18 protein-coding genes are annotated in these 19479 nt (G+C 72.0%); 9 read left to right on the top strand and 9 right to left on the bottom strand.

The window, feature by feature from the left end; translation table 11 throughout:
- Nucleotide 1 precedes the first annotated feature (1 nt).
- The 5 genes from hutH to OG257_RS14730 form a co-directional block, all read right to left on the bottom strand.
- The gene (gene hutH, locus OG257_RS14710) at nt 2-1546 is read right to left on the bottom strand and encodes a histidine ammonia-lyase (RefSeq protein ID WP_329215094.1); all 1545 of its coding nucleotides are present in this window, start codon (nt 1544-1546) and stop codon (nt 2-4) included.
- 64 nt (nt 1547-1610) lie between these two features.
- Nucleotides 1611-2789 (bottom strand): GGDEF domain-containing protein, encoded by a 1179-nt coding sequence (locus OG257_RS14715; protein ID WP_329207995.1) that lies wholly within the window; start codon nt 2787-2789, stop codon nt 1611-1613.
- Between the two features lie 82 nt (nt 2790-2871).
- Nucleotides 2872-3684: an enoyl-CoA hydratase/isomerase family protein gene (locus tag OG257_RS14720; protein ID WP_329207996.1), complete on the bottom strand. Its 813-nt coding sequence runs from the start codon at nt 3682-3684 to the stop codon at nt 2872-2874.
- A gap of 382 nt (nt 3685-4066) precedes the next feature.
- Complete coding sequence (locus OG257_RS14725) at nt 4067-5266, bottom strand: adenylate/guanylate cyclase domain-containing protein (protein ID WP_329207998.1); 1200 nt, start codon at nt 5264-5266, stop codon at nt 4067-4069.
- Nucleotides 5267-5447: 181 nt separating this feature from the next.
- Complete coding sequence (locus OG257_RS14730; protein WP_329208000.1) at nt 5448-6356, bottom strand: biotin--[acetyl-CoA-carboxylase] ligase; 909 nt, start codon at nt 6354-6356, stop codon at nt 5448-5450.
- A gap of 175 nt (nt 6357-6531) precedes the next feature.
- Between OG257_RS14730 and OG257_RS14735 the strand changes: the two genes are divergently transcribed.
- The 4 genes from OG257_RS14735 to OG257_RS14750 all read left to right on the top strand — a co-directional run bounded on the left by OG257_RS14735 (nt 6532) and on the right by OG257_RS14750 (nt 9255).
- Nucleotides 6532-8112 (top strand): acyl-CoA carboxylase subunit beta, encoded by a 1581-nt coding sequence (locus OG257_RS14735; protein ID WP_329208002.1) that lies wholly within the window; start codon nt 6532-6534, stop codon nt 8110-8112.
- Nucleotides 8113-8127: 15 nt separating this feature from the next.
- Nucleotides 8128-8334 carry an acyl-CoA carboxylase epsilon subunit gene (locus OG257_RS14740; protein ID WP_329208004.1) on the top strand — a complete coding sequence of 69 codons (207 nt, stop codon included), beginning with the start codon at nt 8128-8130 and terminating at the stop codon, nt 8332-8334.
- Nucleotides 8335-8418: 84 nt separating this feature from the next.
- Nucleotides 8419-8547 carry a morphogenic membrane protein MmpB gene (gene mmpB / locus OG257_RS14745; protein ID WP_099174806.1) on the top strand — a complete coding sequence of 43 codons (129 nt, stop codon included), beginning with the start codon at nt 8419-8421 and terminating at the stop codon, nt 8545-8547.
- A 96-nt stretch (nt 8548-8643) separates the two neighbouring features.
- Nucleotides 8644-9255 carry a nucleoside triphosphate pyrophosphatase gene (locus OG257_RS14750; protein WP_329208006.1) on the top strand — a complete coding sequence of 204 codons (612 nt, stop codon included), beginning with the start codon at nt 8644-8646 and terminating at the stop codon, nt 9253-9255.
- Between the two features lie 12 nt (nt 9256-9267).
- Here OG257_RS14750 and OG257_RS14755 read toward each other — a convergent pair whose 3' ends face one another.
- Nucleotides 9268-9732, bottom strand: coding sequence for a hypothetical protein (locus OG257_RS14755; RefSeq protein WP_329208008.1), 465 nt, complete (start codon nt 9730-9732; stop codon nt 9268-9270).
- Between the two features lie 367 nt (nt 9733-10099).
- Between OG257_RS14755 and OG257_RS14760 the strand changes: the two genes are divergently transcribed.
- A complete protein-coding gene (locus OG257_RS14760; RefSeq protein ID WP_329208010.1) occupies nt 10100-11854 on the top strand; it encodes an acetyl/propionyl/methylcrotonyl-CoA carboxylase subunit alpha in 1755 nt (584 codons plus the stop codon).
- Nucleotides 11855-11960: 106 nt separating this feature from the next.
- Entirely contained in the window at nt 11961-12572 is a 612-nt protein-coding gene (locus tag OG257_RS14765) for a TetR/AcrR family transcriptional regulator (RefSeq protein ID WP_329208011.1), read from the top strand.
- A 76-nt stretch (nt 12573-12648) separates the two neighbouring features.
- Here OG257_RS14765 and OG257_RS14770 read toward each other — a convergent pair whose 3' ends face one another.
- Together OG257_RS14770 and OG257_RS14775 are read right to left on the bottom strand one after the other, a co-directional pair.
- On the bottom strand, nt 12649-13620 hold the full coding sequence (locus tag OG257_RS14770; RefSeq protein WP_329208012.1) for a DeoR/GlpR family DNA-binding transcription regulator: 972 nt from the start codon (nt 13618-13620) through the stop codon (nt 12649-12651).
- 210 nt (nt 13621-13830) lie between these two features.
- On the bottom strand, nt 13831-15270 hold the full coding sequence (locus tag OG257_RS14775; RefSeq protein ID WP_329208014.1) for an NAD(P)H-quinone dehydrogenase: 1440 nt from the start codon (nt 15268-15270) through the stop codon (nt 13831-13833).
- Between the two features lie 262 nt (nt 15271-15532).
- On the opposite strand from OG257_RS14775, the gene OG257_RS14780 reads away from it, so the two are divergent.
- The 3 genes from OG257_RS14780 to OG257_RS14790 all read left to right on the top strand — a co-directional run bounded on the left by OG257_RS14780 (nt 15533) and on the right by OG257_RS14790 (nt 18687).
- Entirely contained in the window at nt 15533-15970 is a 438-nt protein-coding gene (locus OG257_RS14780) for a gamma-glutamylcyclotransferase (protein WP_307125293.1), read from the top strand.
- Between the two features lie 149 nt (nt 15971-16119).
- Nucleotides 16120-16944 carry a purine-nucleoside phosphorylase gene (locus OG257_RS14785; RefSeq protein WP_329208018.1) on the top strand — a complete coding sequence of 275 codons (825 nt, stop codon included), beginning with the start codon at nt 16120-16122 and terminating at the stop codon, nt 16942-16944.
- A 102-nt stretch (nt 16945-17046) separates the two neighbouring features.
- Complete coding sequence (locus tag OG257_RS14790) at nt 17047-18687, top strand: phospho-sugar mutase (protein ID WP_329208020.1); 1641 nt, start codon at nt 17047-17049, stop codon at nt 18685-18687.
- Nucleotides 18688-18782: 95 nt separating this feature from the next.
- Here OG257_RS14790 and OG257_RS14795 read toward each other — a convergent pair whose 3' ends face one another.
- Nucleotides 18783-19421, bottom strand: a complete 639-nt coding sequence (locus tag OG257_RS14795; RefSeq protein WP_329208022.1) for a PH domain-containing protein — start codon at nt 19419-19421, stop codon at nt 18783-18785.
- Nucleotides 19422-19479 lie beyond the last annotated feature (58 nt).

Consider the following 19479-nt stretch of genomic DNA (forward strand, 5'->3'; position numbering starts at 1 on the left):
GTCAGGCGAGCGGTCCGGTCACCGTCTCCGCGACGGCGACCAGCTTCCCTTCCCGTACGAAGGCGTCGGCGGCTGCCAGATCGGGCGAGAGGAAGCGGTCGGGGCCGGGCCCCTGGACACCGGCGGCCCGCAGCGCCTCGATGACGGCCAGCGAGGCTGGCGCGGGGGCCAGCCCCTGGGCGGCGCGCAGTTCGACGGCGCGCGTGGCCGCGTACAGCTCGACTGCGACGATCCGCGCGAGGTTGGTGACGGCGGTACGGAGCTTGCGCGCGGCCGACCAGCCCATGGAGACGTGGTCCTCCTGCATCGCGGAGGACGGGATCGAGTCGACGGACGCCGGGACCGCGAGCCGCTTCATCTCGCTGACCAGGGCGGCCTGCGTGTACTGGGCGATCATCAGCCCGGAGTCGACACCGGCGTCGTCGGCGAGGAACGGCGGCAGCCCGTGCGAGCGGTTCTTGTCCAGGAGCCGGTCGGTGCGGCGCTCGGTGATCGAGCCGAGGTCGGCGGCCACGATCGCCAGGAAGTCGAGCACGTACGCGACGGGCGCACCGTGGAAGTTGCCGTTGGACTCCACGCGGCCGTCCGGGAGCACGACGGGGTTGTCGACGGCGGAGGCCAGCTCACGGTCCGCGACGAGCCGCCCGTGCGTGAGGGTGTCCCGTCCGGCCCCGTTGACCTGGGGTGCGCAGCGTACGGAGTAGGCGTCCTGGACCCGGGGCGCGTCGTCCTGGTGGTGGCCGGTGAGACCGGACCCGGCCAGCACCCGCAGCATGTTGTCGGCGGAGGCACCCTGGCCCGGGTGGGGGCGGATGGCGTGGAGCTCGGGGGCGAGGACCTTCTCCGTGCCGAGGAGGCCTTCCAGGGAGAGCGCGGCGGTGATGTCCGCGGCGGTGTAGAGGTTCTTCAGGTCGGCGAGGGCCATCACGAGCATGCCGAGCATGCCGTCGGTGCCGTTGAGGAGGGCGAGGCCCTCCTTCTCGCGCAGTTCGACGGGCGTGATGCCGTGGGCGGCGAGGAGCTCACCGGCGGGGCGCACGACGCCGTCGGGGCCCTCCGCGTCGCCCTCGCCCATGAGGGTCAGGGCGCAGTGCGAGAGCGGGGCCAGGTCGCCGGAGCAGCCGAGCGAGCCGTACTCGTGCACGACGGGGGTGATGCCCGCGTTGAGCACGTCGGCCATGGTCTGCGCGACCTGGGGGCGTACGCCGGTGTGCCCGGAGGCGAGCGTCTTCAGCCGCAGGAACATCAGCGCCCGTACGACCTCGCGCTCCACGTGGGGGCCCATGCCCGCCGCGTGCGAGCGCACGATGTTGCGCTGCAGCTGCGCCCGGAGGTCCGGGCTGATGTGCCGGCTGGCGAGAGCGCCGAAGCCGGTCGAGACGCCGTAGACCGGCTCGGGCTTGGCGGCCAGCGCGTCGACGATCTCCCGGGCGGCGGCCAGGGCGTCGACGGCGTCCTGCGAGAGCTCGACACGGGCGCCCTCGCGGGCCACGGCGATGACGTCCTCGGCGGTGGTACCGGACGTCCCCACCACGACTGTATGCATATCCATATTCAGAAGCGTACGGACTGAATCTCGACATGTCACTAGTGGTCGACGGGTTGACCCCTTACCGATCCGGCATCCCGTTCCCCGGCGGCGGACTTCCGCGCAGCCTGCGGCGGTCGTGCGGCGACTTGGGCGGGGAGTCGGCGAGCCGGATCACCTCGCCGTCGCGCCCCGCCACCACCGGCCTCCTGGAATGGGCCGCCTTGGCCTGGTACTGGGCCGCGTCGGCGAGCCGGAAGAGCCGGCGCGCGGAGCGTACGGGACCGATCTCGTCGCCGGTCGAGGCGACTCCGCAGGCGACCCCGTTGCCGAGTTCCAGGGCGACGGCCCGCGCGCAGAGCTCCTCGGAGACCCGGACCACGTCGTCCGCCGAGGGCCCCACGGTCAGCAGGCAGAACTCGTCGCCGCCCAGCCGTGCCGCCAGCGCGCCGGGGAGCATCGCCCCGCAGAGCGAGAGCACGGAGCCGAAACGTTCCAGCAGGCGGTCGCCGACCGCGTGGCCATGGGTGTCGTTGACCGCCTTGAGACCGTTCAGGTCGCAGACGACCAGGCTCACGACGGTGTCCTCCATACGATGCCGCTCCACCGCCTCGTCGAGCCGGAGGTCGACTGCGCGGCGGTTGGCGAGCCCGGTCAGCGGGTCGGTGAAGGCCAGCTTGCGGACCTCCTCCAGACGCTCGGTCTGGGCGATGCCCGCCGCGACGACGGCGGCCAGCACGGTGGCGAAGTCCGCGTCGTCCCGGTCGAACACCGGCGCACCGGCCGGACGGGCCACGTACAGCTCGCCCCAGGCCCTCCCGTGCAGCACGATCGGTGCCACCACGCAGCAGCCCCGCCCCCGCCGCCGCAGGGCCGCGACCCGCTGGTGGCAGTACGGGCGGGCACCCCGGGCCGGAGCACCGGCGGCCGAGCTCCCGTCGGCGGTCTCCACCCAGGCGTCCGGCTCACCGCCGCCCGCCCAGCGCTCGTGCAGGAACTCGGTGATCTCCGGGAACTGGTGCACGGGGTAGGCCTCCTCGTCGGGGAACTCCTCCTCCCCCTCGGCCCGCTCCCCCGCGTTCACCAGCACCCGCAGCCTGCCCCGGTCGCGCTCCCACACGGACAGGGCCGCGAAGCTGCCGCCCAGCGCCTCGCACGCCCCCAGCGCCGCGGCCCGCCAGGACTCGCGCGAGGTGTAGGCCGCCGCCATCGTCTGCGCCAGCGAAACCACGGCGCGCAGACGCACATCATCACCGCCCATCACCACAGCTTAGGGAGGTTTGCGGTGATTTGATCAGTTGACAGCGCGGATGATCTTCAGAGCGTTCCGCCGGGCGCGGTCGTCACTCACCCGGCCAGTTCGGCTTCCGCTTCTCGTTGAACGCGGCCACGCCCTCGGCCCGGTCCCCGGAGAAGGCCACCGACCGCCAGGCCGCGTCCTCCACCTCGAGCCCCGCCCGCAGATCCAGCCCCTGGCCGAGCCGCAGGGCCCGCTTCGCGGCGCGCAGCCCCACCGGGGAGTTGACGGCGATCCGGCCGCCGAGCGCCAGCGCCTCGTCCCGGTCCAGACCCGCGTCGACCAGCTCGTCCACCAGCCCCAGCTCACGCGCCTCGGCCGCCTCCACCCGCCGCGCGGAGAAGACGAGCTCCGCAGCGCGCGCGGCGCCGACCCGGCGGGGCAGCAGCTGCGTACCGCCGCCGCCGGGAATCACGCCGACGGACACCTCGGGCAGTCCGACCACGGCCGTACGGTCGGCCACGATCACGTCGCAGGCCAGCGCGAGCTCGAAGCCGCCGCCGAGGGCGAAGCCGTGGACGGCGGCGACGGTCGGCATCGGCAGTTCGAGCACACCCGTGTACGCGGCCCTCGCGGTGGGCCGCTGCCGCACCAGCTCGGCGTCCGTGAAGGAGTTCCGCTCCTTGAGGTCCGCGCCCACGCAGAAGGCCCGCTCATGGCTGGAGGTGAGCACGGTGACGCGCACCCCCTGATCGGCGCCGAGCGCGTCGCAGGCGGCCCCGATCGAACGGGCCATGTCGGTGGACACCGCGTTCATCGCCTTGGGCCGGTCGAGCACGAGCTCGGCCACATGCTCCTGGCCCTCGTGCCGCCGCACGACGACGAACTCCCCGAACCGCTGCTCCGACGTGACGGTCATGCTGCACCCCTCCGGTTAACGAGCGTTACCGGGGGATCCTAGGCGCCCGGACCCCCCGGCCCCAGCCCACCCCGCCAACCTCGAGCCCACCCCGGCAACCCCATGCCCGCCCGGCGTCTGAGGGCACCCTTCGAGCCCACCCCGGCAACTTCGAGCCCACCCCCGGCTACTTCGAGTCCACCCCGGCTACCCCCAGCCCGCCCGGCGCTTGAGGGCACCCTTCGAGCCCACCCCGGCACCCTTCGAGCCCGCCCGGCGCTTGAGGGCATCCTTGGAGCCCGTCCGGCGCTTGAGGACCGGGGCCCGGGGCGGAGCCCACGGTTTCGGGAAGGGGCGGGTAGGGGACAGGCCCGCCGCAGGCGCCACCCGCACCCCCACCCCGTCAGGACGCCGGCTTACCCCGCCGCGCCAGCAACCACGGCTCCACGACGCCCAGCCCTCGCACAGGCCGCTGCCACATCGGCTGCAGCCCGAAGCGGTACGTCGGCAGCGGCGGCTCATCCTCCACCGGCCGGCCCTCCTTCTCGGCCAGCCGCGCCCGCTCGGCCGCCGCCGCGACCACCTCGGCCGCCTGCGCCTCGGAGGCGGGGGCGTCACCGGTCCGCGTCAGTTCCTGGGCGAACGCGCCGTCGACCAGCACGGCGTCCTTCGGCGCTATCGAGGTCAGCCGGCTGGCCAGATTCACCGTCGTCCCGAACACATCGCCCATCCGGGTGGTGACGGTGCCGAACGCGATGCCCACCCGCAGAGCGGGCATCGTGGTGTCCTGCGCCATCGCCTCCACCAGCCGGAGCGCTATCTCACCCGCCGTGCCCGCGTCGTCCGCGGCGAAGAGGACCTCGTCGCCCAGCGTCTTGATGAGCCGTCCGCCATGGGCGGCGACCAGGTCGGCGGAGGTCGTCTCGAAGGCCTCGACGAGCTCGCCGAGCTCCTCCTCCTCCAGCCGCCGGGTGAGCCGCGTGAAGCCGACCAGGTCGGCGAAGCCCACGGCGAGCCGTCGGTCGACCATCTCCTCGTCGTCCGCGGCCTGCACGACCCGGCCCGTGGCGGCGGCCAGCTGGCGCCGCCACACGTACACGAGGAATTCCTGCAGCTCGGGCAGGAGCAGCTCGACCAGCGGATAGGTGACCTCGGTACGGGTCATGCCGGGCTCGGGGGGCTCGGTCAGCCCTTCCAGGAAGGAGTCGATCTGCCACTCCGCGAGCCGCGCGGTCGTCTGCCCGGTCGACCGGGCCACCTGGATCGCCATCGGCTCGCTGAGCAGCCCGGCCTCCACGAGGCCCGCGAGGCGCCGCAGCGCCAGCACGTCCGCCTCGGTGAGCGCCTTGGCCTGCCCGATGTCGGCGAAGCCCATGGCCCGCCAGAACCGGGACGCCAGGTCCATGGAGACCCCGGCGGTCCTGGCCGCCTGGAACGGCGTGTAGCGCCGGTCGGCCCCCAGGATCAGCTGTTCCAGCCGGATCGCGAGAGGGTCGTCGGTCGGTTCGGCCGTGTGGTCGACTTCGTGATGCGGTGTCGCGTGGACCGAGGATCCCGGCGGGGGCTCCGCGCCCTCGCCTGAGTTCGTGTCGTCGACGGTCACCGGCCGCCTCCTGCCCGTTCCCTGCGCACTGCCCTGCCGATCTGTCGCTGGATCGCCTCAACGATACGGCAGGTGTGCCCCAGCTCACGTCCCCGGTTGCCCGGTTCGGGTGCGTCATGAGAGACATCGTCCGTAATCGCCTGTGCCGTCCGCGCCGTGCGTACGCCGGCGCCGGCCCGGTTCAGGTCAGCCCGCCCTCCGCTCCGCGCAGATGGACGATGTCACCGGCGGAGACAGGCTCCTGGAGCCCGTCCCCGGTGGCCAGGACCAGCCGTCCGTCGCCGTCGATCGCGACGGCCTCGCCGACGACGGACCGGTCGCCGGGCAGCTCGGCCCGCACCGTGCGGTCGAGCGTGGCGCAGCCCGCCGCGTACGCGGCCTGGAGGCCGCTCTCGGCGGCGTCGCCGTTGGCCTCGCGCCACCGGCCGTACCACTCCTCCAGCGAGCGCAGGACGGCCCGCAGCAGCGTTTCCCGGTCGGTCGACACGGCCCCGGCGAGCGCCAGCGAACCGGCCTGAGGGGCGGGCAGCTCGGCCGCGCGCAGGGAGACGTTGAGCCCGATGCCGATGACGACGCCGTCACCGGCACGTTCGGCGAGGATGCCGCCGGTCTTGCGCTCCGCGCCGGGCGGGGTCCCTGTCTCCCCGGGGAGGGTGCCTGAGCCCGTCGGAATGGTCACCAGGAGGTCGTTGGGCCATTTCAGTGCCATGTCGACGCCGGCGGATTGTGCGAGACCCGTCGCGGTGGCCACACCGGCCAGCAGCGGCAGCCATCCCCAGCGCTCGGGGGGCACGTCACCGGGGGTCAGGTAGACCGAGAAGAACAGCCCCGACCGGGGCGGCGCCGTCCAGCTCCGGTCCAGCCGCCCGCGGCCCGCGGTCTGCTCCTCGGCGACCAGGACCGTGCCCTCGGCCAGTCCGGAGGCGGCCCGTGCCGCGAGGTCGGAGTTGGTGGAGCCGGTCGTCCCGACGATCTCGAGCGAGGTCCACAGGCCGCCCGGTTTCAGCAGTCCACGGCGCAGCGCGGCGGCGTTCAGGGGCGGTCTGTCGAGGTCCGACCAGCGGTTGTGTGGCGCATCCGGAGGTGTCATGCAACCCACATTAGGTGTGGGCAACGACGCACTGCCGAACCGTATGCGCGCCGATACGCTACGGGTCAGTAGCTAACACCAGCCGACGAGCCGGTAGCCGTCGAGCACTTTTCGGTCCAGCACCTTTACTGGATGTACCAGCCGTCCCCGTGACCAGGCAGGGAGCCGCCACCCGATGTCCGAGCCGCAGAGCGACATCCACACGACCGCGGGCAAGATCGCGGATCTGCAGCGCCGTATTGACGAGGCCACGCACGCAGGTTCCGCACGCGCCGTCGAAAAGCAGCACGCCAAGGGCAAGTTGACCGCCCGTGAGCGCGTCGAGCTCCTGCTCGACGAAGGTTCCTTCGTGGAGCTCGACGAGTTCGCACGGCACCGGTCGACGAACTTCGGCATCGAGAAGAACCGCCCCTACGGCGACGGTGTCGTCACCGGCTACGGCACGGTCGACGGCCGCCCCGTCTGCGTGTACTCGCAGGACTTCACGATCTTCGGCGGCTCGCTCGGCGAGGTCTACGGCGAGAAGATCGTGAAGGTCATGGACTTCGCGATGAAGACCGGCTGCCCGGTCATCGGCATCAACGACGGCGGCGGCGCCCGTATCCAGGAGGGCGTGGCCGCCCTCGGCCTGTTCGCCGAGATCTTCCGCCGCAACGTGCACGCCTCGGGTGTCGTCCCGCAGATCTCCCTGATCGTCGGACCGTGCGCCGGCGGCGCGGTCTACTCCCCCGCGATCACCGACTTCACGGTCATGGTCGACCAGACCTCGCACATGTTCATCACCGGGCCCGACGTCATCAAGACGGTCACCGGCGAGGACGTCGGCTTCGAGGAGCTGGGCGGCGCCCGCACGCACAACACCACCTCCGGCGTCGCGCACCACATGGCGGGCGACGAGAAGGACGCCATCGAGTACGTCAAGTCCCTGCTGTCCTACCTCCCGTCGAACAACCTCTCGGAGGCTCCGGCCTTCCCCGAGGAGGCCGACCTGGAGACGACGGACGAGGACCGCGAGCTCGACTCCCTCATCCCGGACTCGGCGAACCAGCCGTACGACATGCACACCGCCATCGAGCACGTGCTCGACGAGGGCGAGTTCCTGGAGACCCAGGCCCTGTTCGCGCCGAACATCATCACGGGCTTCGGCCGCATCGAGGGCTACCCCGTCGGCATCGTCGCCAACCAGCCGATGCAGTTCGCCGGCTGTCTGGACATCAACGCCAGCGAGAAGGCCGCGCGCTTCGTCCGTACGTGCGACGCGTTCAACGTGCCGGTCCTGACCTTCGTGGACGTCCCCGGCTTCCTGCCGGGCGTCGACCAGGAGTACGGCGGCATCATCCGCCGCGGCGCCAAGCTGATCTACGCGTACGCCGAGGCGACCGTCCCGCTGATCACGGTCATCACCCGCAAGGCCTTCGGCGGCGCCTACGACGTCATGGGCTCCAAGCACCTGGGCGCCGACCTCAACCTGGCCTGGCCGACCGCGCAGATCGCGGTCATGGGCGCGCAGGGCGCGGTCAACATCCTGCACCGCCGGACCATCGCCGCCGCCGACGACCCGGAGACCACCCGCGCCGAACTGATGGCCGACTACGAGGACGCCCTCCTCAACCCGTACGTCGCCGCCGAGCGCGGCTACGTCGACGCGGTCATCATGCCGTCCGACACCCGGGCCCACCTCGTGAAGGGCCTGCGCCAGCTCCGCACCAAGCGCGAGTCGCTGCCCCCGAAGAAGCACGGCAACATCCCCCTCTAGGCACCGGGAGCCACCATGATCAAGGTCGTACGGGGCAATCCCACCCCGGAGGAACTGGCTGCCGCGCTCGCGGTCGTCCGTGCGCGCGCCGTGGCGGGTGCCGCCCTGCCGTCCGGCGATCCGCTGCCGCCCGAGCAGTGGTCCGACCCGGGCCGTGTCGCGCGCCGCGGGGCGCTGCGGCCGGGCCCGCGGTCCTGGGCCCGGACGTACTGGCCCGTCTGAACCGGAAGCGCTGAGTCGCACCGCTGCGGCGCCTGAGTACGCGTACTCAGGCGCCGCAGTCGTACCGGGGCCACCATCGGAACCATGCTGTGGTCAGACCCCGAGAACAAGCCGCCCAAGGAACTGCGCGACGCCCAGGACATGATGCGCCGCGCGGGGCTGCTGCTCGCCCTGGCCATGGTCGTCGCGATGTTCGTACTGGGCACCCGCTGAGTCCCCGTCACGAGGGACCGGGTCCGCGTCCCGGCGGGCCGGGCCCGTGTCACAGGGGCCGAGTCCGGGTTCCGAGGGCTCCGGGGCCCTTCTACGATGGCCGCTATGACTGATCAGCGCCGCCTCGTGCTCGCCTCCGCGTCCCCCGCCCGTCTCGGCCTCCTGCGCCAGGCGGGCTTCGCCCCCGAGGTGATCGTCAGCGGCGTGGACGAGGACGCGCTCTCGGCCCCGACACCGGCCGAGCTGGCGCTCGTACTGGCCGAGGCCAAGGCCGCCGCCGTCGCGGCCCGCCCCGAAGCCTCGGGCGCGCTCGTCATCGGCTGCGACTCCGTCCTCGAGCTGGACGGTGAGGCGCTCGGCAAGCCCGCCGACAGCGAGGAGGCCACCGCGCGCTGGAAGTCCATGCGCGGCCGGTCCGGGGTCCTGCAGACCGGGCACAGCGTCATCGACACGGCGACCGGCCGTACGGCGTCGGCGACCGCGTCCACCGTCGTCAGGTTCGGCGAGCCGACCGACGCCGAGGTGGCCGCCTATGTCGCTTCCGGCGAGCCTCTCCATGTCGCGGGCGCGTTCACCCTGGACGGCCGCTCGGCGCCCTTCGTCGACTCGATCGAGGGCGACCACGGCAACGTCATCGGGCTCTCGCTGCCCCTGCTGCGCCGCCTGCTCGGCGAACTCGACATCTCCGTGACGGAGTTGTGGGTCTGAGCGGGCCCGGTTTCACGCCGGCGCGGGCGCCCCGGCTCCGGCGCCGCTCCCGCTGGTGCCGGTCTCCTTCTCGTCGCTGCCCGTCTCACGGCGTCCGTACGCCACCAGGGTGAGCACGATCAGTCCCAGGACGACCATCATGAAGGCGAACGCGGTCCAGCCGACCAGTCCGACCACCACGGCGCCCAGCACCCCGTGCACGACCGCGCACCCGATGAGGGCGATCCTGCCGATCCGGCCCGGCGCGCGGTCACGGATCCCGGCCAGCAGCGGGATCAGACCGCACGCCACCAGCAGGAGCCCGGAGAAGCCGCCCATCACCCATGTGCCGGTGGACATCACGTCCGGGTCCATGCCCGCCAGGGACATCTTCTGATTGTCGACGACCGTTGCGAGGATGCCGTTGATGAGCACGATGCCCGCGGCTTCCCCGAACAGAACGATCGCGGTTATGACGGCCACTGATCTGCGCACCACGGCGCCCACCCCCTGTTACCTGTAGTACCTGCGATACAGCGCGGACCCTACTAACCGGTAATCCTCCGGACAAGGGGTCGCGCAGTCCTCGCGCCTCCTCGTACGTTCGGCAAAGATTCCATCGGCCGTTCGTAGGGTGTCCACAAAGAAACACTGCATGTGGCTGACCGTTAGAACAGAGACTTGGACCACACCTCGTGGCTACTGTGCGGTTAAGGATCGCGGCGTACCGTGGTGCGACAAGGGATTTCGCGACTCGAGCAAGCCTCGAATCACACTCCGTGTGGGCAAGTTCACCTTTGGGGACGGGTCGTACGGCCGTGTCGGTAGTCCCTAAACTCAGCTTGTTCTCAAGGAGGGAGTCATCGTGCGCAAGGTGCTCATCGCCAACCGTGGCGAAATCGCTGTCCGCGTTGCTCGGGCGTGCCAGGATGCCGGAATCGCGAGCGTAGCCGTCTACGCCGATCCGGACCGGGATGCTCTGCATGTCCGCGCGGCCGACGAGGCGTTCGCTCTGGGCGGTGACACCCCGGCCGCCAGCTACCTGGACATGGGCAAGGTCCTCCAGGCGGCCAAGGACTCCGGGGCCGACGCGATCCACCCCGGCTACGGCTTCCTCTCGGAGAACGCCGAGTTCGCCCAGGCCGTCCTGGACGCCGGCCTGACCTGGATCGGCCCGCCCCCGCAGGCCATCCGCGACCTCGGTGACAAGGTCGCCGCCCGGCACATCGCCCAGCGCGCCGGCGCCCCCCTCGTCGCCGGCACCCCCGACCCGGTCTCCGGCTCGGACGAGGTCGTCGCGTTCGCCGAGCAGAACGGCCTCCCGATCGCGATCAAGGCCGCCTTCGGCGGCGGCGGCCGCGGCCTCAAGGTCGCCCGCACCCTCGAAGAGATCCCCGAGCTCTACGACTCCGCCGTCCGCGAGGCCGTCGCCGCGTTCGGCCGCGGCGAGTGCTTCGTCGAGCGCTACCTCGACAAGCCCCGCCACGTGGAGACCCAGTGCCTGGCCGACTCCCACGGCAACGTGGTCGTCGTCTCCACCCGCGACTGCTCCCTGCAGCGCCGCCACCAGAAACTGGTGGAGGAGGCCCCCGCACCGTTCCTCTCCGAGGCACAGAACGCCGAGCTGTACGCCGCGTCGAAGGCCATCCTCAAGGAAGCCGGCTACGTCGGCGCCGGCACCGTGGAGTTCCTCGTCGGCACGGACGGCACCATCTCCTTCCTCGAGGTCAACACCCGCCTCCAGGTCGAGCACCCGGTCACCGAGGAGGTCACCGGCCTCGACCTCGTCCGCGAGATGTTCCGCATCGCCGACGGCGAGGAGCTCGGCTACGGCGACCCCGCCGTGCGCGGCCACTCCTTCGAGTTCCGGATCAACGGCGAGGACCCCGGCCGCGGCTTCCTGCCCGCCCCCGGCACCGTCACCACCTTCAGCCCGCCCTCCGGCCCCGGTGTCCGCCTCGACGCGGGCGTCGAGTCCGGCAGCGTCATCGGCCCCGCCTGGGACTCCCTCCTCGCCAAGCTCATCGTGACCGGTGCTACGCGTGAGCAGGCACTCCAGCGCGCCGCCCGCGCCCTGCGCGAGTTCACAGTCGAGGGCATGGCCACCGCCATCCCCTTCCACCGGGCCGTCGTCGCCGACCCGGCATTCACCGCCGACCCGTTCCGCGTCCACACCCGGTGGATCGAGACGGAGTTCGTCAACGAGATCCCCGCCTTCGCCGTCCCCGCCGACACCGAAGCGGACGAGGAGTCGGGCCGCGAGACCGTCGTCGTCGAGGTCGGCGGCAAGCGCCTCGAGGTCTCCCTGCCCTCCTCGCTCGGCATGAGCCTGGCCCGCACCGGCCTCGCCGCCGGCGCCAAGCCCAAGCGCCGCGCCGCGAAGAAGGCCGGCTCCGCCGCCTCCGGCGACACCCTCGCCTCGCCCATGCAGGGCACCATCGTCAAGATCGCCGTCGAGGAGGGCCAGGAAGTCAAGGAAGGCGACCTCATCGTCGTCCTCGAAGCGATGAAGATGGAACAGCCCCTCAACGCCCACCGCTCCGGCACCGTCAAGGGCCTGGCAGCCGAGGTCGGCAGCTCCGTCTCCTCCGGCGCCATGATCTGCGAGATCAAGGACTGAGCGCTCTTCTCCTCCCGGGGGCCCGGTCGCTGTCGATGACGTACCCGACAGCGACCGGGCCCTCGGTGGCATCCTGGACGCAGGCGGAGACCAGGAGGACAGCGCGATGGCGATGAGCACGGCACGGACACCGGACCGGCCGATGCGCGCCGACGCGCGCCGCAACTACGAGCGGCTGGTCGGCGAGGCCCGCACGTCCTTCGCCGAGCACGGTACGGATGCCTCCCTCGAGGACATCGCCCGGCAGGCCGAGGTCGGCATCGGCACGCTGTACCGGCACTTCCCGAACCGTCACGCGCTGATGAACGCGGTGTTCCAGGAAGCCCTGGCCTCACTGCTCGCCCGCTCGCACGAACTGGCGGAGGCGGAGCAGCCGTGCAGGGCGCTGGTGGAGTGGCTGGGCGCGATCGTCACCCATGCCGGTGAGTACCGCGGCCTGGCACAGGCGCTCATGTCGGCGTCGGGCGACACGACTTCGGCACTGGCGCAGTGCAATGTGCCCCTGCGTCAGGCGGGGGCGCGGCTACTGGCGCGGGCCCAGGCGAGCGGTTCGGTGCGGGCGGACGTCTCGATCGACGACCTGCTCCAGCTGACGAACGCGATCGCGCTGGCGGCCGAGCAGACTCCGTCGGATCCCGGGCTGGCCGACCGCCTTCTGATGCTGACGCTCCAGGGCCTGAAGAGCGGGGCAGCCGCACCTGGCCCACACGGCGGCTGAGGCAGTCCCCCGGCCCCCGGTTGTTTCGGGGAGGGGAAGGCGGACGGAGAGAGGCCGCCACACGGCCCCGCTACCGCTACCGCCGCCGCAGGTCCGCCACCCGGGCACGCTCCCCCGGCCCCTGCTCGGCCAGTGCCGCCGCACTCCGCAACTGCGGTGGCCCCAGACCCGAGTGGCCCCCGGGCTGGGTGCGGCGCTGGCCCGGGAGCGGCATGTCCCGCCGGGGCCGGTGGCCCGCGCCGCTCTCACCGCCGGAGGACTCCGTGTCGGGTCCCGCGACCGTGATCTCCACGCCCTGGTCCGCCAGAGCCTGCAGCTCGGTGGCGGCACGCTCGTCGTGGACCGGTGGTTCGTCCGTCACCAGCCGGGTGATCAGCTCCGTGGGCACCGTCTGGAACATGGTGTCGGAGCCGAGCTTGGTGTGGTCCGCGAGGACCACCACCTCCGCCGCCGCCTGCACCAGCGCCCGGTCGACGCTCGCCGAGAGCATGTTGGACGTGGACAGCCCGCGCTCGGCGGTCAGTCCGCTCCCGGAGAGGAACGCACGGGACACCCGCAGCCCCTGGAGGGACTGCTCGGCCCCGCTGCCCACGAGCGCGTAGTTGCTCCCGCGCAGGGTGCCACCGGTCATCACCACTTCCACCCGGTTGGCATGGGCCAACGCCTGGGCGACGAGCAGCGAGTTGGTGACCACGGTCAGACCGGGAACACGCGCGAGCCGGCGGGCCAGCTCCTGCGTGGTCGTTCCGGCGCCGACCACAATGGCCTCGCCTTCACCGACGAGGCCGGCGGCCAGGTCGGCGATAGCCGTTTTCTCCGCGGTGGAGAGATGGGATTTCTGCGGAAAGCCGGACTCCCGCGTAAAACCGCCCGGCAAAACCGCACCGCCATGTCGGCGGTCGAGGAGTCCTTCTGCCTCCAGTGCCCGCACGTCCCGCCGTACGGTCACTTCGGAGGTCTGGACGACGCGGGCGAGCTCACGGAGCGATACCGCCCCGTTGGCGCGCACCATTTCGAGGATCAACTGACGACGTTCTGCAGCGAACACGAAACTGACAGTAACCTGGCCATGGGTTGCTTTTCAGCAGTTTGCGCCGAATAAGAGAAGTTGTACATGCACAGGGCCCCCTAGTGGTATAGGAGGCCCTGTTGTTGTTCATGGGTGGTCCGGGAGATGCCGGGGAGATGTACAAACACCCTGTCAGGACGCCGGGGACGCCGGGAGTTGCCGGTTCGCCGGCAGCCCTCCGGGTCCTGCCTACGCCTCGCCGGCCCGCTTACGGGTGTGCAACTGCCGGGCCACTTCAGCGATCGATCCGGACAGGGACGGGTACACGGTGAACGCGTTCGCGATCTGTTCCACGGTCAGGTTGTTGTCGACCGCGATCGAGATCGGATGAATCAGTTCACTGGCCCTCGGTGCGACGACACAGCCGCCGACCACGATGCCGGTGCCGGGCCGGCAGAAGATCTTGACGAAGCCGTCCCGGATGCCCTGCATCTTGGCGCGCGGATTGCGCAGCAGCGGCAGTTTCACGACGCGGGCGTCGATCTTGCCGGAGTCGACATCGGCCTGGCTGTATCCGACCGTGGCGATCTCGGGGTCGGTGAAGACGTTGGAGGAGACCGTCTTCAGGTTCAGCGGGGCCACCGCGTCCCCGAGGAAGTGGTACATCGCGATCCGGCCCTGCATCGCGGCGACGGAGGCCAGCGCGAAGATGCCGGTGACGTCGCCGGCCGCGTACACGCCGGGGGCGCTCGTGCGGGAGACCCGGTCGGTCCGGATGTGGCCGGACTCCTTGAGCAGGACCCCGGACTCCTCCAGGCCCATCCCCGCGGTGTTGGGGATCGCGCCGACGGCCATCAGGCAGTGCGTACCGGAGATGACGCGGCCGTCGGCCAGCGTGACCTCGACGCGGTCCCCGACGCGCTTCGCGGACTGGGCCCGGGAGCGGGCCATGACGTTCATGCCGCGGCGCCGGAAGACGTCCTCCAGGACGGCTGCGGCGTCCGGGTCCTCGCCCGGGAGGACCCGGTCGCGGGAGGAGACGAGGGTGACGCGGGAGCCGAGCGCCTGGTAGGCACCGGCGAACTCGGCGCCGGTCACACCGGAGCCGACCACGATGAGCTCCTCGGGGAGCTCGTCCAGGTCGTAGACCTGGGTCCAGTTCAGGATGCGCTCGCCGTCGGGCAGTGCGTCCGGGATCTCCCGGGGGTGGGCACCCGTCGCGATCAGGACGGCGTCGGCGGTGAGGCGCTCCTCGGTGCCGTCGGCCGCGGTCACCACGACCTGGCGGGAGCCGTCGGCGGCCTGGAGGCCCTCGAGGCGGCCGCGGCCGCGCATGACCCTGGCACCGGCGCGGGTGACGGAGGCGGTGATGTCGTGGGACTGGGCGAGCGCCAGGCGCTTGACCCGTCGGTTGACCTTGCCGAGGTCGACACCGACCACACGCGCCGCCTGCTCTATGTGCGGCGTGTCGTCGGCGACGATGATGCCGAGTTCCTCGTACGAGGAGTCGAAGGTGGTCATCACCTCGGCCGTCGCGATCAGGGTCTTCGAAGGTACGCAGTCGGTGAGTACCGACGCGCCGCCGAGGCCGTCGCAGTCGACGACGGTCACCTCGGCGCCGAGCTGGGCGCCCACCAGTGCCGCCTCGTAGCCGCCGGGGCCACCGCCGATGATCACGATCCGGGTCACGAAAAGTCCGCCTCGCGTGGTGTCTTCCCGCGGCCGTCTGCCGCCCCGGCCGGGGGTCCGGGGGATCGCCCCGGGGAATGCAGTACGTAATTCATTGTCCCGCACGCGCCAAGGTGCTTCGCCCCGGGGCCCTCCATACGGGAACGAGGCCGATCGGGCCACGGCCCGCAGGCCCGCGGACACCGCCCCGGACGACGCCCCGGCCGGGGGCTTCCTCACAGGAAACGGCACGCGCCCCGCCACCTCCCGTACCCTCGACCCCATGTCGCTCTACGCCGCGTACGCCGGCAACCTCGACGCGCGGCTGATGACGCGCCGCGCCCCGCATTCCCCGCTGCGCGGCACCGGCTGGCTCAACGGCTGGCGGCTGACGTTCGGCGGGGAGCAGATGGGCTGGGAGGGCGCGCTCGCCACGGTCGTGGAGGCGCCGCGTTCCCAGGTCTTCGTCGCGCTGTACGACCTGGCGCCGATGGACGAGGACTCGATGGACCGCTGGGAGGGTGTCGGCCTCGACATCTACCGGCGGATGCGGGTGCGCGTGCACACCCTGGACGGCGAGGAACCGGCCTGGATGTACGTGCTGAACGGCTACGAGGGCGGGCTGCCGTCCGCCCGCTATCTGGGCGAGGTGGCCGACGCCGCCGAGTCCGCGGGCGCGCCGCACGACTATGTGATGGGCCTGCGCAAGCACCCCTGCTGAGCTCCCGCCGAGCCCGTGCCGATCCCCTGTTGAGCGGCACTCCCCGCAGCACTGCCGCACCGCTTTCGTACGAAAGTACGAGTACGACAGGCCAGACTCTGAACCTGCGCATCTACGCGCGTAGGGATTCACCGGTTACCCTCATCCGCGTGAACGCATCTGTTATTCCGGACCACATCCAGGGCGACCCCCACGTCGCCGCAGCCGACGCCGCCGCCCGCCTGCGCGAGCTCACCGGTGCCGAGACCCATGACGTCGCCCTCGTGATGGGCTCCGGGTGGGCCCCCGCCGGCGATGCGCTCGGCGCGCCGGAGGCCGAGTTCCCGGTGACCGCACTGCCCGGATTCCCGGCGCCCGCGGTGGAGGGGCACGGCGGCACGATCCGCTCGTACCGGATCGGTGAGAAGCGCGCCCTGGTCTTCCTCGGCCGCACGCACTACTACGAGGGCCGCGGCGTCGCCGCCGTCGCCCACGGTGTCCGTACGGCCGTCGCCGCGGGCTGCAAGACCATCGTCCTGACGAACGGCTGCGGCGGTCTCCGCGAGGGCATGCGCCCCGGACAGCCCGTGCTCATCAGCGACCACATCAACCTCACGGCGGCGTCGCCGATCATCGGCGCCAACTTCGTCGACCTGACCGACCTGTACTCGCCGCGGCTGCGCGCGTTGTGCAAGGAGATCGACGAGACCCTCGAAGAGGGCGTGTACGTGCAGTTCCCCGGCCCGCACTACGAGACTCCGGCCGAGATCAACATGGTGCGCGTGATGGGCGGCGACCTCGTCGGCATGTCCACCGTGCTGGAGGCCATCGCGGCCCGTGAGGCGGGCGCGGAGGTGCTGGGGATCTCCCTGGTCACGAATCTGGCCGCCGGCCTGAGCGGTGAGCCCCTCAACCACGAAGAGGTCCTCCAGGCCGGCCGGGACTCGGCCGCCCGGATGGGTTCGCTCCTGGCCCGGGTCCTCGACCGGATCTGAGCAGGACCGGCCTCGCCGGCGTCCGGGGCGCGGTGGTCGGGGCAGAGCCCCCGCAGCGCCCCTCCCCGGCCCACACAACCGCACCGCAGAAAGGCGGACACCGTGCAGCAGGACCTCATCACGCGGGCCAGGACCTGGCTCGCCGAGGACCCGGACCCCGAGACCCGCGCGGAGCTCGCCGGACTCGTCGACGCCGGGGACCTCGCCGCCCTCGCCGACCGCTTCGCGGGCACCCTGCAGTTCGGCACGGCGGGCCTGCGCGGTGAGCTCGGCGCGGGCCCGATGCGGATGAACCGGTCCGTCGTCATCCGCGCAGCCGCCGGCCTCGCCGCGTACCTGAGGGCGCAGGGGCAGGCCGGCGGACTCGTGGTCATCGGCTACGACGCCCGCTACAAGTCGGCCGACTTCGCCCGCGACACCGCGGCCGTGATGACCGGGGCGGGCCTGCGCGCCGCCGTGCTCCCCCGCCCGCTGCCCACCCCCGTCCTCGCGTACGCCATAAGGCATCTGGGCGCCGTGGCGGGCGTGGAGGTCACCGCCAGCCACAATCCGCCGCGCGACAACGGCTACAAGGTCTACCTCGGCGACGGCTCGCAGATCGTGCCGCCGGCCGACGCGGAGATCGCCGCCGCGATCGCGGCGGTCGGCCCGCTGGAGACCGTGCCGCGCCCCGAGACCGGCTGGCAGACCCTCGGCGACGAGGTCCTGGACGCCTACCTCGCCCGTACGGACACCGTCCTCGGCCCCGGCTCCCCGCGTACGGCGCGCACCGTCTACACGGCCCTGCACGGCGTCGGCACCTCCGTCCTCACGGCCGCCTTCGCACGGGCCGGTTTCCCCGCGCCCGTGCTCGTCGCCGAGCAGGCCGAGCCCGACCCGGCGTTCCCCACCGTCGCCTTCCCCAATCCGGAAGAGCCCGGCGCCATGGATCTCGCCTTCGCGACCGCGCGCCGTACGGATCCGGACATCATCATCGCCAACGACCCGGACGCCGACCGCTGCGCCGTCGCCGTGCCGGACGCGTCCACGGACGGCGGCTGGCGGATGCTGCGCGGCGACGAGGTGGGCGCGCTGCTGGCGGCACACCTGGTGGACCGGGGCGCCACAGGCGTGTTCGCCGAGTCGATCGTGTCCTCGTCGCTGCTGGGCCGGATCGCCGAGAAGGCGGGTCTCGGCTACGAGGAGACGCTGACGGGCTTCAAGTGGATCGCCCGCGTCGAGGGTCTGCGCTACGGGTACGAGGAGGCGCTGGGCTACTGCGTGGACCCGGACGGGGTCCGCGACAAGGACGGCATCACAGCCGCGCTGCTGATCGCCGAACTCGCCTCCGTACTGAAGGAGAAGGGCCGCACCCTCCTCGACCTGCTCGACGACCTCGCGCTCGCGCACGGCCTGCACGCCACGGACCAGCTGTCGGTCCGCGTCGAGGACCTGACGGTCATCGCCGACGCCATGCGCCGCCTGCGGGAGAACCCCCCGGCCGCGCTGGCCGGCCTTCCCGTCACCTCGGCCGAGGACCTGTCCCGGGGTTCGGAGCAGCTGCCGCCCACGGACGGTCTGCGCTACCACCTCACGGGCGCCCGGGTCATCGTCCGCCCGAGCGGCACCGAGCCGAAGCTCAAGTGCTACCTGGAGGTCGTGGTGCCGGTCGCCTCGGCGGACGAGCTGCCCGCGGCCCGGGAACGGGCCACGGAACTGCTCGGCGGCATCAAGCGCGACCTGGCTGCCGCCGCCGGCATCTGAGGGTCGAGGGCGGGGCCGGTGCGTCCGGGCATCGGCTCCGCGCGTCCCTCGCGTCCCTCACGTCAGGGAGACCTACGGCGTACACGTCCGGCGCCTCAGGCGATCGCGAGCAGCACCACGAGCAGCACCGCGCCGACGACGGCCGGGGCGATCACCTCGTACGCCCAGCGCACCGACGCCGTGGTCACGGCCTCCTCGTCGCGCCTGCCCGCCCGCTCGGCCAGCTCCCTCAGGTCCCGCACGGACTGGTCGGCGGCGGCGGCGCGGGCCTGCATGTCGCGGACGTCGGCGTGCACGGAGGTCCGGCCGTACGGGTCGTCGTGCGCCTCCCGGGTCGCCTTCCGCGCCGCACGCTTGCGCTCGCGCAGCGATACGGGCACCGCCCACAGCTGGTACTTCCTGCCGTCCTGGGTGAACAGTTCGCTGGAGTACGAGGCCCGGACGTCGGAGACATCGGTCCAGGGCAGCACGATCGTCCGGAACGGGTTGCGGATGCGGATCCGCTCCTCGTCGGCGAACACCGCCGGCCGCAGGGTGAACGCCACGATCAGCGGAATCAGGGTCAGCAGCGCGGCCAGCGCCTGCCACGGCACCCATCCGTGGCCCCGGACCACCGCGTCGCCGCCGATCCAGCCGACCAGCAGGATCAGCAAGGCGCCGCTGACCAGCCCGGCAACCGACCGGAAGGTCCGGTCGGCGTAGGCGGGCTCGGCGGGAGGTGTGGGGCTCGTCATGGTCCCGATTCTGCCTGACGGGCGCGGGCGGTGGCGGGGGGCCCGTCCGGCGGCCCCG

Source organism: Streptomyces sp. NBC_00683, assembly GCF_036226745.1.
In the GTDB taxonomy this organism is placed as follows: domain Bacteria; phylum Actinomycetota; class Actinomycetes; order Streptomycetales; family Streptomycetaceae; genus Streptomyces.

Coding starts and splice junctions, on each gene's coding strand:
- hutH (WP_329215094.1), bottom strand. CDS start 1,546: ATGCATACAGTCGTGGTGGGGACGTCCGGTACCACCGCCGAGGACGTC.
- OG257_RS14715 (WP_329207995.1), bottom strand. CDS start 2,789: ATGGGCGGTGATGATGTGCGTCTGCGCGCCGTGGTTTCGCTGGCGCAG.
- OG257_RS14720 (WP_329207996.1), bottom strand. CDS start 3,684: ATGACCGTCACGTCGGAGCAGCGGTTCGGGGAGTTCGTCGTCGTGCGG.
- OG257_RS14730 (WP_329208000.1), bottom strand. CDS start 6,356: ATGACACCTCCGGATGCGCCACACAACCGCTGGTCGGACCTCGACAGA.
- OG257_RS14735 (WP_329208002.1), top strand. CDS start 6,532: ATGTCCGAGCCGCAGAGCGACATCCACACGACCGCGGGCAAGATCGCG.
- OG257_RS14740 (WP_329208004.1), top strand. CDS start 8,128: ATGATCAAGGTCGTACGGGGCAATCCCACCCCGGAGGAACTGGCTGCC.
- mmpB (WP_099174806.1), top strand. CDS start 8,419: ATGCTGTGGTCAGACCCCGAGAACAAGCCGCCCAAGGAACTGCGCGAC.
- OG257_RS14750 (WP_329208006.1), top strand. CDS start 8,644: ATGGCCGCTATGACTGATCAGCGCCGCCTCGTGCTCGCCTCCGCGTCC.
- OG257_RS14765 (WP_329208011.1), top strand. CDS start 11,961: ATGGCGATGAGCACGGCACGGACACCGGACCGGCCGATGCGCGCCGAC.
- OG257_RS14780 (WP_307125293.1), top strand. CDS start 15,533: ATGTCGCTCTACGCCGCGTACGCCGGCAACCTCGACGCGCGGCTGATG.
- OG257_RS14795 (WP_329208022.1), bottom strand. CDS start 19,421: ATGACGAGCCCCACACCTCCCGCCGAGCCCGCCTACGCCGACCGGACC.